At 71.2% G+C, this 15,489-nt stretch carries 15 protein-coding genes; 4 read left to right on the top strand and 11 right to left on the bottom strand.

Annotated features, from left to right (window positions below; genetic code table 11):
• Nucleotides 1-40: 40 nt before the first annotated feature.
• Complete coding sequence (locus EMA17_RS13825) at nucleotides 41-1,726, bottom strand: alpha/beta hydrolase (protein ID WP_126637293.1); 1,686 nt, start codon at nucleotides 1,724-1,726, stop codon at nucleotides 41-43.
• Between the two features lie 2 nt (nucleotides 1,727-1,728).
• A complete protein-coding gene (locus EMA17_RS13820) occupies nucleotides 1,729-2,163 on the bottom strand; it encodes a hypothetical protein (protein ID WP_126637292.1) in 435 nt (144 codons plus the stop codon).
• Nucleotides 2,164-2,617: 454 nt separating this feature from the next.
• Between EMA17_RS13820 and EMA17_RS13815 the strand changes: the two genes are divergently transcribed.
• From EMA17_RS13815 to EMA17_RS13800, 4 genes are all read left to right on the top strand, one after another.
• A complete protein-coding gene (locus tag EMA17_RS13815; RefSeq protein WP_126637291.1) occupies nucleotides 2,618-3,466 on the top strand; it encodes an oxidoreductase in 849 nt (282 codons plus the stop codon).
• Entirely contained in the window at nucleotides 3,466-4,080 is a 615-nt protein-coding gene (locus tag EMA17_RS13810) for a TetR/AcrR family transcriptional regulator (RefSeq protein ID WP_126637290.1), read from the top strand. The genes EMA17_RS13815 and EMA17_RS13810 overlap by 1 nt, the downstream gene beginning before the upstream one ends.
• 292 nt (nucleotides 4,081-4,372) lie before the next feature.
• The gene (locus EMA17_RS13805) at nucleotides 4,373-4,579 is read left to right on the top strand and encodes a DUF397 domain-containing protein (protein ID WP_126637289.1); all 207 of its coding nucleotides are present in this window, start codon (nucleotides 4,373-4,375) and stop codon (nucleotides 4,577-4,579) included.
• 193 nt (nucleotides 4,580-4,772) lie between these two features.
• A complete protein-coding gene (locus tag EMA17_RS13800) occupies nucleotides 4,773-6,173 on the top strand; it encodes a flavin-containing monooxygenase (RefSeq protein WP_126637288.1) in 1,401 nt (466 codons plus the stop codon).
• Between the two features lie 52 nt (nucleotides 6,174-6,225).
• Here EMA17_RS13800 and EMA17_RS13795 read toward each other — a convergent pair whose 3' ends face one another.
• The 9 genes from EMA17_RS13795 to EMA17_RS13755 form a co-directional block, all read right to left on the bottom strand.
• A complete protein-coding gene (locus tag EMA17_RS13795; RefSeq protein ID WP_126637287.1) occupies nucleotides 6,226-6,705 on the bottom strand; it encodes an SAM-dependent methyltransferase in 480 nt (159 codons plus the stop codon).
• A gap of 15 nt (nucleotides 6,706-6,720) precedes the next feature.
• The gene (locus EMA17_RS13790; RefSeq protein WP_246126683.1) at nucleotides 6,721-7,308 is read right to left on the bottom strand and encodes a GTP-binding protein; all 588 of its coding nucleotides are present in this window, start codon (nucleotides 7,306-7,308) and stop codon (nucleotides 6,721-6,723) included.
• A 46-nt stretch (nucleotides 7,309-7,354) separates the two neighbouring features.
• Nucleotides 7,355-7,759: a DUF742 domain-containing protein gene (locus tag EMA17_RS13785; protein ID WP_078979221.1), complete on the bottom strand. Its 405-nt coding sequence runs from the start codon at nucleotides 7,757-7,759 to the stop codon at nucleotides 7,355-7,357.
• Nucleotides 7,749-8,204, bottom strand: a complete 456-nt coding sequence (locus EMA17_RS13780) for a roadblock/LC7 domain-containing protein (protein ID WP_078975402.1) — start codon at nucleotides 8,202-8,204, stop codon at nucleotides 7,749-7,751. Before EMA17_RS13780 ends, EMA17_RS13785 begins: the two co-directional genes overlap by 11 nt.
• A complete protein-coding gene (locus EMA17_RS13775; protein ID WP_126637285.1) occupies nucleotides 8,201-10,159 on the bottom strand; it encodes an ATP-binding protein in 1,959 nt (652 codons plus the stop codon). Before EMA17_RS13775 ends, EMA17_RS13780 begins: the two co-directional genes overlap by 4 nt.
• A 169-nt stretch (nucleotides 10,160-10,328) precedes the next feature.
• Nucleotides 10,329-11,318, bottom strand: a complete 990-nt coding sequence (locus EMA17_RS13770; protein WP_126637284.1) for an ABC-2 transporter permease — start codon at nucleotides 11,316-11,318, stop codon at nucleotides 10,329-10,331.
• 3 nt (nucleotides 11,319-11,321) lie between these two features.
• Nucleotides 11,322-12,422 (bottom strand): ABC transporter ATP-binding protein, encoded by a 1,101-nt coding sequence (locus tag EMA17_RS13765; protein WP_126637283.1) that lies wholly within the window; start codon nucleotides 12,420-12,422, stop codon nucleotides 11,322-11,324.
• A gap of 174 nt (nucleotides 12,423-12,596) precedes the next feature.
• Complete coding sequence (locus EMA17_RS13760) at nucleotides 12,597-14,063, bottom strand: AI-2E family transporter (protein ID WP_126637282.1); 1,467 nt, start codon at nucleotides 14,061-14,063, stop codon at nucleotides 12,597-12,599.
• Between the two features lie 428 nt (nucleotides 14,064-14,491).
• On the bottom strand, nucleotides 14,492-15,433 hold the full coding sequence (locus EMA17_RS13755; protein ID WP_020555437.1) for a coiled-coil domain-containing protein: 942 nt from the start codon (nucleotides 15,431-15,433) through the stop codon (nucleotides 14,492-14,494).
• Between the last annotated feature and the right edge of the window lie 56 nt (nucleotides 15,434-15,489).

Here is a 15,489-nt window from a genome sequence, read left to right as displayed (position 1 = left end):
GAATATACCGGACAGGCGGCGTTCGATCACGATGTGCGCCCTACTTGACGTGCGGTCGGTTCAGCGGATTCGGATCGTTGTACATACCCGCCACGATCTTGCCCTGGTTGAGGAGACTCTCGCCGCCGGTGTCCCAGTATCCGCTGTGGCCGTCGGCATCGCCTTTCAGGCGTTTCCCGCCGAAAGCCTCGTCCGTCGGACTGACTCGGTCGTCGCTGCCGACGAAAGCGTCGGCGACTATGCCGAATATGCTCGGTTCCTTGTCGGTGCCGTGTTTTGCGCTTCCCAGGTCGACGACGGCCTGGTCTTCGTCGAGCTTTGCCGGTGAGCGGTCCGCCCACACGTGGCCCGGGTCGATTTTCAGGTCCTCCGCGCGCTTGACGTGCATTCCGGGACTGCCCAGGGCCACGATGTCGTCGGCTGCCAGTCCACCGGTCTTTGCCGCGTCGCCGACGAGTGCGGTTCCGTAACTGTGGCCGATGACCGTGATGTGATGATCGTTGCCCTGGGCGCGGACGCCACCGACGAAGGAGTCCAACCGTGGAGCCCCTTCTTCGGATCGCGCCCATCCGGCCATGCTGCCGATCCCCTTTTTCTCCGGTGCGTCGTAGTCGAGCCAGAAGACCGACGCCACCCCGCTTTTCCCGTCCGTCAAACCCACCGCGGTATCCCGGATCCGGTCCGCCCGGGTGATCCCGCCCTCGAGGTTGCCGGCCACCGTGGTGCCGGTCCCGGGGACCAGCACAGCGACGTGCTTCGCCTTGTCCGGATCGCCGACGGACATGATCACCTGTCCGTCGAGAAATTTGTCACCGAACTTCAGCAGTAACAATTCCCTCCCGGGCGGGCGGGTGTAACCGGCCACCAACTGCTTCTTGATCTCCGTGAGGTTTTCCCACTCGCGTTTGTCGTGGTCGGGGGATTTGCCGCCGGCCAGTGCCGGTGCGAGTTCGGTCAGGCGTTGGTCCAGGGCGGTGCGGTTGGCCGTGTCGCGGACGGCTGCCGGGAGGCCGTCCATGCTGCCGAGTCGGCGCGGGTACGCGGCCAGATACAGGGCCCGCTGTTCGTCGGACAGGCCGCGCCACCAGTTCGCGGTCTGGGCGGGATCCAGTGTCGGGACCGGGCCCACGCCGTACAGGCCGGCCACGCGCCGGGTGTCCTCGACGCTGTTCTGCCACGCGTCGAGCCGGGTTTCCGCGACGTCGCCCGGCATCAGCGTGGCCAGCGTCGCGGCGAATTTGGCGTCGGCCTCGCTCGCCTGGCGAAGCAGTGCGTCGAATCGGGCCACGAAGCCGTCGATGGCGCTCTGCTGCCTTGCCGCGTCCGCCGGAGTGGGATTGCCGGCCGCTCCGGCCGGCGCGGCGGCCTGCACGGTGTATCCGCCCGGGTTTTCCACGATCCGAAGACCCGAGGTCTCGGCCTCCTGGATGGCCGCGCGGAACATGGTTTGAATCGCGGGGAGTTCGGATGCCGCACGTTCCGCCGCGATACCGATGGTCTGCGCCTGGCTTGCCGAGACGGCGATCTGTCGAACCGTCACTTCGAGGTCCTGATCGGCTGTTCCGGCCGCCCGCCCCTTCCATCCGGCCGCCTCCACACCGTCGTTGACCCCGGTCCGGAACGTGTTCTCCAGTTCGGCGAGTTTGCCGGCGGTGGTCCGCCAGGTGCGGGCGGATTCCCGCCAGCTCTCGAAGTTCGCGGCCCTGAGCTCGGTGAAGCCGACCATGGTCACGACCCCGTCGTGAAGTCGGTGGCGACGTTCGTCTCGGTCTGGGCGTACTTGGTTCGCGTGCGGTAGATCCGGTCGGCCCCCGCCTGCGCCCGGTCGGCGAGATGGGCGATCGCACCACCCCACTCTCGGCTCAGCTCGCCCAGCTGGAAACCGGTCGTGAACCCCGGTGTTCCGGCCGGAGGGCCGTGGTTTATGTCGGCGCCCAGACTTCTCAGTTCCACGGCCACCGAGACCGCCTTGGCGGCGGCCGGGGCCAGCTCTTCGATTTTGACCCGGAAGGAGGAATCCGAGGGCGCCGCCAAGGTGGCATGGGAGGGCTCCGCCGGCGGGATGATGCTGCTCTTCGGGGCGCCGCTCGTCGGATCGGTGCGAAAATACTCCGGCGACAGGACTCGATTTATGGCCGTGTCGGCGATTTCCTGCTCGGACATTCCGGTGTTCTCCTACGGGCCTTTTGCGGGATTGTCGGGTAAATCCGACAATTCGCACGGAAGGTATGTCGGTCGAGTGTTCGACGGCGCCGTCGGGCGGAGGGGCGCGAAACAGGTTATGGATCGACCGGTGAACTGCACAACCCGAACCGGGGTAGTGGCGGAGCAATGCCGAGGAGTCCTGGAATCACCAATTCCGATAAGCGGTCGTCGGCGGGTCGACACATTGTGCGGAATCACGGGTTCCGCGAAACGCGTGGCAAAGCCCGCCGATCGCCGGGCCGTCCTCCGGCCCCGATCGGGCCCTCGCGCGGCGCCGCCCTCGACGCCGCACCCGAGGGGGTCCCGACCGGTCCGGCCAAAATCTGCACCACGCGGAGAAAAATCGACGCTGTGTAGACTTTGTGTCCGGGGAGTCGCTCGGCTCCCGAAGCGGACGTGTTCAGGAGGGGTCGTGCAGAAGCGGACTTGGCTTGTCACCGGTGTCGGATCGGGGCTTGGGCGGGCGATCGCGGAGGCCGCCCTGGGGGCCGGTCACACCGTTGTCGGCACGGTGCGCTCCGAGGGGGACCGGCAGGGCTTCGAAGCGCTCGAACCCGGTCGTGCTCACGGTCGCCTCCTGGAGGTGACCGACGATCGGGCGGTTTCCCGGGTGATCGACGAGGTGGAGCGCGGCGTCGGGCCCCTGGACGTCGTCGTCGCCAACGCCGGCTACGGTCTGGAGGGGACCTTCGAGGAGACTCCGCTGGACGAGGTGCGGCGGCAGTTCGAGGTCAACGTGTTCGGGGCGATGGCCACCCTGCAGGCCGCGCTGCCGCATATGCGTCGGCGCCGTCGGGGTCGTCTGATGGCCGTCACCTCCATGGGCGGGCTCATGGCCGTGCCCGGTATGTCCGCCTACTGCGGCAGCAAGTTCGCCCTCGAAGGCATCCTCGAAGCGCTGGGCAAGGAAGTGGCGCAGTTCGGGATCCACGTGACGGCGATCGAGCCGGGCTCCTTCCGTACCGACTGGGCCGGCCGGTCCATGACCCGGGCCGAACGGACCGTCGACGACTACGACGAGCTGTTCGAGCCCATCCGGGAGGCGCGGCGGAAGGCGAGCGGGAACCAGCTGGGCGACCCGGCCCGGGCCGGGGACGCCGTCGTCCACATCGCCTCGGTCGACCGGCCGCCGGCCCACCTCGTCCTGGGCTCGGACGCGTTGCGCCTGGTCACCGCCGCCCGCTCGGCCGTGGACGAGGACATCCGCGCGTGGGAGACGCTTTCCCGGACGACCGACTTCGCCGAGGGTGCTCAGCTCTGATGTCCGGCCACCACCCCGCGCGGAGCAGGCGCACCACGGAACGCAAGGGCGACCTCCGGGAGCGGGCCATCCTGGACACCTGCGAGGCCCTGCTGGCGGACAAGGGCTACGACGCCATGACCGTCGGGGACATCGCCCAGGGCGCCGGCATCACCCGCGGCGCGCTCTACTTCTACTTCGGGTCCAAGCAGGAAGTGGTCACGGCACTCGTGGCCCGGACCGTCGAGCACCTGTGGGAGCGCTCGCGGGCCACCGCGCGGCACGACGAGCCGCGACCGGCCGTCGCGACGGCCATGCGGCGCACGGTGGAACTGTGGAACGCGCACGGCACGGTCATGCGCACGGCGATCGACCTGTCGTTGACCGTGCCCGAGATCGGTGAACTGTGGAACCACACCGCCGACTTGTTCATCGAGGCGATCACCGCGGTGCTGGAACGCGCCGGCGTCCCGGCCGGCAGCGAACCGGAGCAGGCCTCGGCGATGGCGCGCGCCCTGTGCTGGATGATCGAACGCACCTTCTATCACGCTTCGCGGGAATCCCCGGAGAAGGTGCCGGAGGCCGCCGCGACCTGCGAACACATCTGGCTGATCAGCGCCGGCCTGAGCGGCTGAGAGGGCGGCCGGCGCGGCGCGGGTCCACGAGGGCCGCCTCCGGGGTGCCTTGACACCCGCGTTCAAGCTTGTCTAACTGGGTGGACGGCCTCGCCGACGGAGTCGAGCCGGCACTGCTCCGGGCTTGACGTCGACATTCGGGACCGCGGGTGCTCGGGCTCCTCCGCGCACGGTCGCGCACCGGCCGGAACCCGATGGTGTCCCGCCGACGGTTCCTCGATCGGCCGGTCGAAGCGGCCGAAATCCCGGGTGCAGCGGACGAGTTGTTCCCCAACGGGACGGGTGGACCGAAGTGACCCAGCGCAATCACGACACGATCGCGACCACCGCCGGCGGCGGGTGGCGTACGTCGAGCCACTCCGGCGAGGCGATGTGTCTCGCGACCCTCGTGCTCGGTACGGCGGTCGCCGTCCGGGACGACAAGGTCGAGAACGGCCCGGTGCAGACCTACGACGCCTCGGCCTGGAGCGCGATGATCCGGGTGCTGAAGCGCCCCTAGGCCCGCCATGTGCGGCCGGGCGCCCATCTTCCGGCCGGCGACCATGTACGCGACGCCGTCGACCCGGCCACCATGGAGGGGGCCGACCGGAGCGGGCGCGGCGGCGGGCGGACGACCTGCGCCACCGCCTCGACCCGCCCGACGCGTTCGACCCGATTCGGCCGTATCGGCCCTGACGCCAGGGGGGTTCGCGATGCCGGGGACGGCGATCATCGGAGCCGGGTTCGCCGGGATCTGCATGGCGATCCGGCTGCGCCGCGCGGGCATCGAGGACTTCACCGTCTACGAGAAGGCCGACGACATCGGCGGCGTCTGGCGCGACAACACCTATCCGGGCGCGGGTTGCGACATCCCGTCCATGTTGTACTCCTACTCGTTCGCGCAACGGGCCGACTGGTCGCGGGTGTTCCCCGAGCAACACGAGATCCTGCGCTATCTGCACGAGTGCGCCCGGGAGTTCGGGATCCGGGCCCACCTGGAACCCGGTACCGAGGTGTACGCGGCGCGCTGGGACGCGTCCGCCGAGTCGTGGCGGATCGAGACCTCGCGCGGGTCGGCGACCGCCCGGGTGCTGGTCTCGGCCGTGGGCCAGCTCAACCGGCCGCGCTATCCGGACCTGCCCGGCCTGGACTCGTTCGCCGGCACCGCTTTCCACTCCTCGCGGTGGCGGCACGACCACGACCTGAACGGTCGCACCGTCGCGGTGATCGGCACCGGGCCCAGCGCGGTGCAGTTCGTGCCGCGCATCGCCGCGCGGGTGCGCCGGCTGTACGTCTTCCAGCGGTCCGCGAACTGGGTGGTGCCCAAGCCGGACCGGGCCTACGGGCGAATCGCGCACCGGGTCTTCCGCCGGATCCCGCCGGCCCGGACGGCGGTGCGCGCGGCGACCTATCTGCACGGCGAGACCGCGGTCTACTGGGCGGTGCGCGGCAACCTCGGCGCCCGCCTGGCCCGGCACACGGCACGCCGGCACCTGGCCGCGCAGATCGCCGATCCGGCGCTGCGGGCCCGGCTGACCCCGGACTTCCCGATCGGCTGCAAACGCATCCTGATCTCGGCCGACTTCTACCCGACGCTGACCCGGGACAACGTGGAACTGGTCACCGATCCGATCACCGGGATCACCCCGAGCGGACCGCGCACCGCCGCGCGGGACTACCCCGTGGACACGCTGATCCACGGCACGGGGTTCCTGGCCACCGAATTCCTGCGCCCGATGGAGATCGTCGGGCGCGACGGCGTGCGACTGCACGACGTGTGGCGGGAGGGGGCGGCGGCCCGACTGGGGATGGCCGTGCCACGCTTCCCGAACCTGTTCCTGCTGTACGGGCCGGGGACGAACCTGGGCCACAACTCGATCATCTACATGATCGAGAGTCAGGTGGAGTACGTGGTCCGGAGGATCCGCGACGGGCGGGTCCACGAGGTGGGCGCGGCCGAGTACGAGGCGGACCGAAGGGCGCTCGCGGCGGGTGTGGCGGGCACCGTGTTCGGGGCGGGCTGTACGAGCTGGTACAAGGGCGCCGACGGGCGGGTGACCACCAACTGGCCCTGGCACACCTACCGCTACCGGTGGGCCACCCGGCGGGCCTGACGACCGCGACCGGACACCGCCGTTCGACCCGGCGGGCCCGGGTCCGCCACCCTCAGTCGGCGTAGTAGTCGGTCATCGACTCGCTCGACCACGGCGGTTGACGAAGATCGCCGCGCGGGCCGAACTCGGCCAGATAGGGCTTGAGATCGAGCACCGGCGTGCCGTCGACCGCGTCGAGGCCGCGCACGTGGACGTCCAGGCCGTCCACCCGCTCCAGCGAACAGCGGGAGACGGCGAGGCGGTTCGGACGGTTCTTGCCGCGCTGGGCGAAGATGCCGACGAGCGGCCAGGCCGGATTGCCGCGCGGCCGGCGGGTGCCGGTCTCGACGGCGGTGTCCGGGACCCGGTGGAAGTGGAAGACCACCTCCAGGTGGGAGAAGTCGCTCAGCCCGAACAGCGCCTCGGGACCGAAACGTTCGCCGTCCAGGCGGATCACCGAGCACACGTTCCCCCAGTGATCGTCCACGAGCTCCACGCGTGGGGCGTACACCCGCCCGATCGGGCGCAGGGTGACGTCGGGCGACGGCTCCACGGGTGTCCCCCCTCGCTACGGCGTCAGGTCCATGGCGTGCACGACCAACTCGGCCAGCGCGTTCACCGCGCTCTCCCGGTCGCGCGCGTCGCATTCGGTCATCGGCGTGCGCGGGCCGATCGACAACGCGTCGCGCAGGTCCTCCTCCGGATAGCGCGGCGCGCCGTCGAAGAGGTTGACCGCGACCACGAACGGGATCCCGGACCGCTCGAAGTAGTCCACCGCCGGGAAGCTGTCCTCGAGCCGGCGGGTGTCCACCAGGACGATCGCGCCCACCGCGCCGCGCACCAGGTCGTCCCACATGAACCAGAACCGGTTCTGCCCCGGGGTGCCGAACAGGTAGAGCACCAGGTCGGCTTCCAGGGTGATCCGGCCGAAGTCCATCGCGACCGTGGTGGTGCGCTTCTCCGGCAGGCCGGACAGGTCGTCGACGTCCTCGCTCATCACCGTCATGACCGACTCGGTGGTCAGCGGCGGGATCTCCGACACGGCGGCGACCAGGGTGGTCTTGCCGACGCCGAAACCGCCCGCGACCACGATCTTGGTCGAGGTGATCGGCGGCCCCTCGCCGATCCGCCGACCGGCCGCGCCCGCGGCCGGCATCGGGATGGCCGGGACCTCGTCGCCGAGGCCGCCGACACCGCCGAGATCAAATCTTGCGTAGTCCACCGAGCACCCTCTCCAGCAGCGCACGATCGGGTCGGCCGGCCTCGTGCTCGGCCTGGTACACACTGATGCGGCCCTGCGAGGCCAGGTCGCTGATCAACACCCGGACCACGCCGAGCGGCATGTGCAGGATCGCCGCCACCTCCGCCACCGACCGCACGCCGCGGCACAGGTGCACGATGCGGGCCACCTCGGGCATGTCGCCGGTCTCGTCCTGCGGGCAGTCCAGGGTGGTGACCAGCGTCTCGACCAGCAGCACGTGGCCGTAACGGGTCCGGCCGCGGGTCAGCGTGTAGGGACGCACGCGCGAGGTGCGACCGCCCGGTTCGGGACGGGCCGGAAAACCCCCTGCGTCGTCGTAGTCGGAATAACCGCCGTCAGGAGCCAACGCGACCACCTCCACGGTCCTGGTGCATCTGTGCGCGCAGGGCCGGCGTCAGGACGTGGCCGGCGCGCCGAACGAACGAGGTCATCTGGTAGGCGATCACGCCCAGATCGGCGGACCCGCCCGCGTGCACGCCCAGGCAGGAGCCGTCGCTGATCGACATCGCCACGACGTAGCCCTCGGCCATCGTGACGATCTCCTGGCGGACCGCGCCCATGTCGAGCACCCGCGAGGTGCCCTCGGCCAGGGCCACCAGGCCGCTGACGATCGCGCCGAGCTGCTCCTCGGCGTCACCGGCGGCGCCGGCCGCCTCAGGGCCGCGCGCGCTGGCCAGCATCAGGCCGTCGGAGGAGACCAGGACGACCTCGCGGACCCCCGGGACGTCCCCGGCGAGGCCGGCCACCAGCCAGTCGACATCGCGAGCCGTGGTGCCATTCGATCCGGTCACCGGTCTCCACCTCCTGTCTCCTCCCGCACTTCCGGCGGGAAGGCGGGTTCTTCGTCGGTCGACACGATCGGCCCGGACGGGCGGATCGGACCGGTCGGTTCGTCCTCCCGGCGGGCCGCCTCCAGGCCCTCCTGAAAGCCCGTCAGCCGCCGCCGCAGTTCGGCGGCCGAGAGCGTCGCGGCGTCCCGGGCGGGGTCCGCGGCGGGCGGGATCACGAACGCGCCGCTGTCGTCGCCCGCCGTCAGCCGCTTGGGCAGACCGCGTCGGGTACGACCGACCGCGGAGGCCGCGGGACCCGTGCCGTCCCCGCCGATCGCCGGCCGAGGCTCGACGGGCGGCTTCGCGGCGGTGGTCTTCGCCGTCGCGCTCTTCGCCGCCGTGGTCCGTGCCGCCGTGCTCTTGCCCGCGGCGGTCCTCGGCGCCGCCGTCGCGTTCGCCACCGGTGCCGGGTTCGCGCGGCGGGCGGGCGGCGTGACCTCGGGGCGCGGCGTGGACCCGGTCGCCTCGAACAGCGCGCCCGGCGCGACCAGTTTCGCCGCCGGTACCTCCGGGGCGGGGGGATTGGCCGCCGGGGTGCGCTTGGGCAGGCCCTTGGGCGTCTTGACGGGCGGCGCGGCGTCCTCGCGGGGCACGATCGGCCCGCGCGGCGCGGCGGTCGCGGACCGGGGACGTTCGACGGCGGGGGCGGCCGCGGTCGCCGCGGCGCCGGCCGGCGCGGGCGCCTCGGTCGAGGGCAGCGCGAGCCGGGCCGCGCCGGGCGGGATCGCCCTGGCGCCCGGAGTCACCCCGGGAATGGCCATCCGGTCCCGCTCGCGCTCCTGCTCGCGGTCGCGCTCGGCGGAGAACTCGGCGGGCGAGGGCCCCAGGCCGTGGAAGGCCGAGGCGGGGATCACCACGACCGCGCTCAGGCCGCCCTGCGGGCGGGGCCGCAACTGCACCCGGATCCCGTGCCGTCGGGCCAGCCGGCCGACCACGAACACGCCCAGGCCGCCGGCGCCGCCGGCCGCCTCCTCCTCGGTGCTGTCCCGCTCGATCTGCGAGTTCAACTCGGTGAGCCGGTCCGCCGGTACGCCGATCCCGTTGTCGTCCACCGACAACACGACCTCGCCGTTCTCCAGCGTCCAGCCGCCGATCTCCACGCGCGACTCCGGCGCCGAGTAGGCGGCGGCGTTCTCCAGGAGTTCGGCCAGCAGGTGGCCCACGTCGTCGGCGGCACGCCCGAGCACGTCGGCGCGCGGTACGTGGCCGACGTCGATCCGCTCGTAGCGCTCGATCTCCGAGACACCGGCGCGGACCACGTCCAGGAGCGGGATCGCCGGTCGCCGGCCGCGCCGTTCGTCCGCGTCCGCGAGGACCAGCAGGTTCTCGCTGTTGCGGCGCATCCGGGTGGCCAGGTGGTCGAGCCGGAACAGGTCCTGCAGGCGCTGGGGTTCGTCCTCGCCGTGTTCCAGCTTCTCGATCAGGTCCAGTTGGCGCTCGACCAGGGTCAGCGTGCGCATCGACAGGTTGACGAACACGTCGTGCACCCGGCCGCGCATCAGCGTTTCCTCGTCGGCGAGCGCCGCCCGCCCGCGCGACAGCTCGGTGTGCTCCGCCTCGAGCCGGGCGCGTTCGGCCTCCAGGCGGGCGCTCTCCGCGGCCTGACGTACGGTCAACTCACGGAGTCGGGCGATGCGCTGCTCGGCGACCCGATGCCGCAACCACGCGGCGATCGAGGACAGCGCGACGGCGGCGGTCAGCAGCGTGCCCGCGAGGGCCGACTCCCAGAGCGTGTCGGTGTCGCCCAGCAGGACGATGGCGGTCGCGATCCCCGCGAACGCGAAGACGGCCGCCGCGGAACCGAACCCCGCGGCCGGTCCGCCGACCGAGCGCCGGCTCCGGTGAACGGGTTCCGGAACGCGTACGGGTGCCGCGTCCGCCGCGTCGGGTGTTCCTGGATCCCCCTGCCCATACATGAGACGTGAGCATATCGTCGGACCCTCTTTTGATGTGGTTTCCGAAGCTACGCGAGTCGCCCCGAAAACGGCCGAAAAGGCCCCGCCCGGCACATGTCGGGTGAGACCTTTTCGGTATACGGAGCAACTTTTTTGACGATCGGTCAGGCAAATGCCCCAACCGACCCGATCACACGTCGCGCGAGCGCAGCCGGATCCCGCCGGCGATCAGCACGATCGCCGCGTAGACCGCGATCAGCAACAGCGAGGGCCACGGTCCCGGACCGCCGTCCCCGTCACCGCCGCCGATCAGCTTGCCCAGCGCGAACATCGGCGAGTACTGCATGACCTTCTCGCCGACCGACTGCGGCAGGAACGGCCCGATGATCATCGGCAGCAGGATGGCGCCCATCAGCGCGGTGATCGCGCCCGCCGAGTGCCGGAGCAGCACCCCGAGCCCGAGCCCGAACAGGCCGATCACGGCCAGGTAGAGCGAACTGCCGACGACACTGCGGAACATCTCCACCTCGGCGGTGGAATCACCGATCCGCGAGGTGAACATCGCCTTGCCGAGCACCGCGGTCAGCCCGATGGTGACCAGACCCACCACGAACATCAGGCCCGCGAACACCACGCCCTTGGCGACCAGCACCTGGATGCGGCGCGGGTACGCGGTCAGCGTGGTGCGGATCATGCCCGTCGTGTACTCGGCGGAGATGGTCAGCACGCCCAGCGTCGCGGCGGCGAGCTGGGCGATGATCACGCCGATCAGCGAGATGCTGACGTAGTCGTCCTTGGGCTTCGGGTTGGCCAGCCCGGCGATCAGCAGGCCCAGACCCAGGATCAGCGCGACCATCACGATCAGGGTCCACACGGTCGAGCGGACCGTGCGGATCTTGGTCCACTCGGACAGCAGCACCCGGCCGAAGCCCGCGTTGCCGCCGCCGATGTGGCCGCCGACGTGCGCGGGCCGGCCCGCCTGCTGTCCGGGTGACGGGAACTGCTGTCCGGGCGGCGGGAACTGCTGCCCGGGCAGCTGCTGCGCCTGTATGTGCTGCGCGGGCGGCTGCCGAACCGGCTCCTGCTGTGCCTGCATGTGCTGGTGCGTCGGGGCCGGTTGGCCCTGCGGGGGCAGGTGCGGCGGGCCCTGGGGCATCGGGGGCGGAGTGTTCTGTGCCATCGCTCAGCCCTCGCTTCCGTTGGATCGCGGCATGGACGGGGACGGGGCACCGGCGGGCGCGCCCCACGGGGCGCCGGGCGCGCCCTGCTGCGCGTACCCGGGCGGCGGACCGGCGAACTGCGGGCCGCCCTGCTGCGGGTATCCGGGCGGCGGCGCCGCCCCGGGCGGACCCCAGCCCGGCGGCGGACCGCCCGGCAGGCCCGCGCGGTACTCCACGCTGTGCTGGGTCATCCGCATGTAGACCTCTTCGAGCGAGTCGAAGCGCGGCGACAACTCGTGCAGCGCGATGCCGTGTTCGGCGGCGAGGTCACCGATCACCACGGGGGACAACTCGTGCACCCGGAACGAGCCGGCCACCGCCTGGTCGGGCGTGACCGTGGCGCCCTTGGCCTGGAGCAGCGCGTTGAGCTTCTCCGCCTGCGGCGAGCGCACCACGGTGAACGACTGGGAGTTCGTCTCGATGAAGTCGCGCATCGAGGTGTCGGCGATCATCCGGCCCTGACCGATCACGATCAGGTGGTCCGCGGTCACCTCCATCTCGCTCATCAGGTGACTGGAGACGAAGACGGTGCGGCCCTCCGAGGCCAACTGCTTCATCAGGTTGCGGATCCACAGGATGCCCTCGGGGTCGAGCCCGTTGACCGGCTCGTCGAACATCAGGATTCCGGGGTCCCCGAGCAGCGCCGAGGCGATGCCGAGCCGCTGGCCCATGCCGAGCGAGAAGCCCCCCGCGCGCTTCTTGGCCACCTGGGTCAGGCCGACCATCCCGAGCACCTCGTCGACCCGACGGTTCGGGATGCCGTTGCTCTGCGCGAGACACAGCAGGTGGTTGTACGCGGTCCGGCCACCGTGCATCGCCTTGGCGTCCAAAAGCGCGCCCATCTCCCGCAGCGGGGCCTGGACGTGGTCGTACGGGCGGCCGTTGACCGTGACGTTGCCCCCGGTCGGCGTGTCCAGCCCGAGGATCATCCGCATGGTGGTCGATTTGCCGGCCCCGTTGGGGCCGAGGAAGCCGGTCACCGAGCCCGGACGCACCTGGAAGGAAAGCTGATCCACCGCCAGCTTGTTTCCGTAGCGTTTGGTGAGCCCTCTTGCTTCGATCATCTGTTGCCGCGCTCCCAGGAAGACTTCGGGGGATGGTGTCGGTGCGTGAGCCGACCGGGCTACGAGCTTAGGCCCGAACGTGCGCTGCCGACGGCCGCCGTACGACGGGCATGGGTTGGGGACATGGGTTCGAGGGAAGTCCCGTGATGTCATCCCGGAGGATGATTGACAAACTCAGGCCTGATTCTGGCGGGGCGTGACCACTTCGCGCAGTATGAGCAGAACGGCCGCCGCGATCGGAATCGCGAGCAGCGCCCCGGTCACCCCGAGCAGCGCGCCGCCCACCAGCGCCGCGATCACGGTGATCGCCGGCGGCACGTTCACCGCGCGGTTCATCACGCGCGGGTAGATCAGGTAGTTCTCGAACTGCTGGTAGGCCAGGAAGAAGATCACGCAGGTGAGCGCCTTGCCGGGGGAGTCGAAGAAGACCACGACCGACACCACCGCCGCGCCCACCGTGGCGCCGATCATCGGGATCAGGTCGGTGATCGCGATCACCAGGGCCAGCGGCAGCGCGTAGTCGTTGCCCAGGATCATCAGGAAGATGAAAGAGGACAGGCCCGCGCAGGTGGCCACGATCAGCGCGCCGTTCACGTAGCCGCCGATCCCGGACAGGATCTCGTCGCCGAGCAGCCGCACCCGGGCCCGGCGCGACCTCGGGAACAGGTTGTACAGGTGCTCCTTGATGCTGGGCAGCGCGCCCAGGAAGTACAGGGTGAGGACGATCACGGTGAGCGTGTCGAACACCGACGTCAGCACCATCTTGCCGAAGCCCCACAACCCGCCCGCCAGGTTCTCCGCCGTGTTGGCGTTGGCGGCCCAGTCCTTGGCCCGGTTCACCAGGTCGTACTTCTCGTCCAGTTGCCGGAATCTCTCGTTGTTCCGCAACTCGGTGAGGCTGTCGGGGATCGAGTTGATCAGGCTCGACGTCTGTTCGACCAGCGGCTGGGCGATCGCGGTGACGAAGGCCGCGGCGACGAGGACGAACCCGAACGCGACGGTGCACACCGCCCAGCGTCGGGGCATGCCGCGCTTTTCGAGGCGTTCGACGAACGGGTTCAGCCCCGCGGCCAGGAAGAACGAGATCAGGATGATGATCAGGACGTGCTGGATGCCCATCACGGCCTGGGCCAGGAACCACGCGGTGATCAGGCCGAGTCCGCCGATGAAGCCGATGTAGAACGGCGAGGAACGGTGCAGCGGACGACCCGGCTCGCCGAACCGTGAGCCGACGCCGGTCCACGGCTGGACCCGGTTGGGGGCCTTGGCGTCGTCGGGGGAGGGTACGCCGGGGGCCGCCGCCGGGTCCGGGGCGGTCGGCGTGCCGTTCGGCGTGCCGCTCGGGGGTGCCGCCGGACCGGGTTCGGCCGTCGCGACCTGGGTGGGCACCCGGGCGGGGGCCGCGTCCGCGCCGGTGTCGGCGGCCCGGTCGCCGACCGACCCACCGACAAAGGCCGGCGCCGCCGCAGTGTCGACGGTGCCGCCGGTACGCCCCGCGCCAGTCGTCGTATCGGCCGCGTCCCCGGCGTCCCCGGACGCCGTCGCGTCGGCCGCCGTGCCCGCGCCACCGCCCCCGCGCGGTGCCGTGGCCCCGTCGGCCGTGCCGCCGCCACCGCTCCCGCCCGGGGTCGCCTCGCCCACCGTGCTCCCGGTGGGCGCGCCGCCCGGGGCGGGTCCGCAGGCCGTCGTGTCCCCGTCCGCCGGAGGTGCCGGAGGCGCCCCGGTGGGCGCCGCGTCGCCGCTCGGCGCGGCCGAAGGCGTCCCGGTGGACCCGGCGTCCCCGCTCGGCGCGGTCGACGGTGCTCCCGTGGATGCCCCGTCCCCGGCCGGTGTCGGTTTCCCCGGTCTGCGGCGCGGTCGGATGTTGCCCAGTCGACCCATGGCCCCGTACTCCTCGTCCCCTGCCCGGGCCGTCGGCGGCCCGGATCCGGATGTGCCCCCGCCGACGCGTCCGGGATCACGTCATGAAAAATGCGGCCGGGCGGCGGACGGGTCCCCATGGAACCCGCCCGCCGCCCGGCCGCCGAAGCCGGCCGAAATACCAGTTGCCGATGCCCCGCCGAGGCGCGTCAGCGGCTCTGCTGAGCCGGCACACCCGGCATCTTGTCGTCGTCGTCATCGATGCTGACACCCGCGGCGGCGACGGCCGCGCCGGTGAGCGTGGCCAGCATCTCGCGCACGTTGGTCAGCTGCGCGTTGATGCTGTCGCGGCGGTGGGTCAGCGCGGCCAGCTCGCGCTCGGACTCCGAGCGGATCCGGTCGGCCTTGGCCCGCGCGTCGGCCACGATGTCGTCGGCCTGGCGCTGCGCCGTCTCGATCGTCTGACGCGAGCGGCGCTCGGCGTCGGTACGCAGCTTCTCGGCCTCCAGGCGCAGCTGTTCGGCCCGGTGCTCGACCTCGGACAGCCGCTTCTCGGCCTTGGCCTGACGGGCCGCCAGGTCGCGCTCGGACTGCTCGCGGCGCTTGGCCAGGTTGGTCTCGAAGTCGGCGGCGGCCTGGGCGGCCTTGGCCCGGGTCTCCTCGAAGAGGGCCTCGGCCTCCTCGCGCTTGGCCGACGCGTCCTTGGCCGCCTCGCCACGCAGCTGCGCGGCGTCGCTCTTGGCCTTGTCGAGGATCCGCGAACCCTCGTCCTCGGCCTTGGCCTTGCGCTCCTTGCCGTACTGTTCGGCGTCGGAACGGACCTGCTGTGCGGCGGCCTCGGCCAACTCGCGGTGCTGATCGGCGGCGCGGCGGGCCTCCTCGCGCAGGTCCTTGGCCTCTTCCTCGGCGAGGCGGAGGATCTTCTCCACCCGTGCGCCGAGGCCCGCGTAGGACGGTTCGGCGTCGGCGAGTTGGGCCTGCGCGTTCTGGCTCTCGAGGTGCAGTTCCTCGATCCGCTTCTCCAGCGCCGAGATCCTCGCGAGCGCGCTGTCACGATCCGAGACGAGCTTCGTGATGCGGTCGTCAACCTGCGAACGCTCGTACCCTCGGCGGACGATGTCGAAGCCGTGCGGAGAGTTAGTGTCGCTCATGGGGTTCCTGTCGTATGACCGGTGCGGTGAATGAGGTGACGGGTGGAATCCTGGCA

The sequence above is a fragment of the Embleya hyalina genome (assembly GCF_003967355.1).
Lineage (GTDB): Bacteria > Actinomycetota > Actinomycetes > Streptomycetales > Streptomycetaceae > Embleya > Embleya hyalina.
The sequence above is the reverse complement of the archived record's forward strand: the minus strand, read 5'-3'. Positions and strand labels throughout refer to the sequence as shown.

Coding starts and splice junctions, on each gene's coding strand:
- EMA17_RS13790 (WP_246126683.1), bottom strand. CDS start 7,308: ATGCCGGCCGCGGGCGCGGCCGGTCGGCGGATCGGCGAGGGGCCGCCG.
- EMA17_RS13820 (WP_126637292.1), bottom strand. CDS start 2,163: ATGTCCGAGCAGGAAATCGCCGACACGGCCATAAATCGAGTCCTGTCG.
- EMA17_RS13825 (WP_126637293.1), bottom strand. CDS start 1,726: ATGGTCGGCTTCACCGAGCTCAGGGCCGCGAACTTCGAGAGCTGGCGG.
- EMA17_RS13770 (WP_126637284.1), bottom strand. CDS start 11,318: ATGGCACAGAACACTCCGCCCCCGATGCCCCAGGGCCCGCCGCACCTG.
- EMA17_RS13765 (WP_126637283.1), bottom strand. CDS start 12,422: ATGATCGAAGCAAGAGGGCTCACCAAACGCTACGGAAACAAGCTGGCG.
- EMA17_RS13775 (WP_126637285.1), bottom strand. CDS start 10,159: ATGTATGGGCAGGGGGATCCAGGAACACCCGACGCGGCGGACGCGGCA.
- EMA17_RS13810 (WP_126637290.1), top strand. CDS start 3,466: ATGTCCGGCCACCACCCCGCGCGGAGCAGGCGCACCACGGAACGCAAG.
- EMA17_RS13800 (WP_126637288.1), top strand. CDS start 4,773: ATGCCGGGGACGGCGATCATCGGAGCCGGGTTCGCCGGGATCTGCATG.
- EMA17_RS13755 (WP_020555437.1), bottom strand. CDS start 15,433: ATGAGCGACACTAACTCTCCGCACGGCTTCGACATCGTCCGCCGAGGG.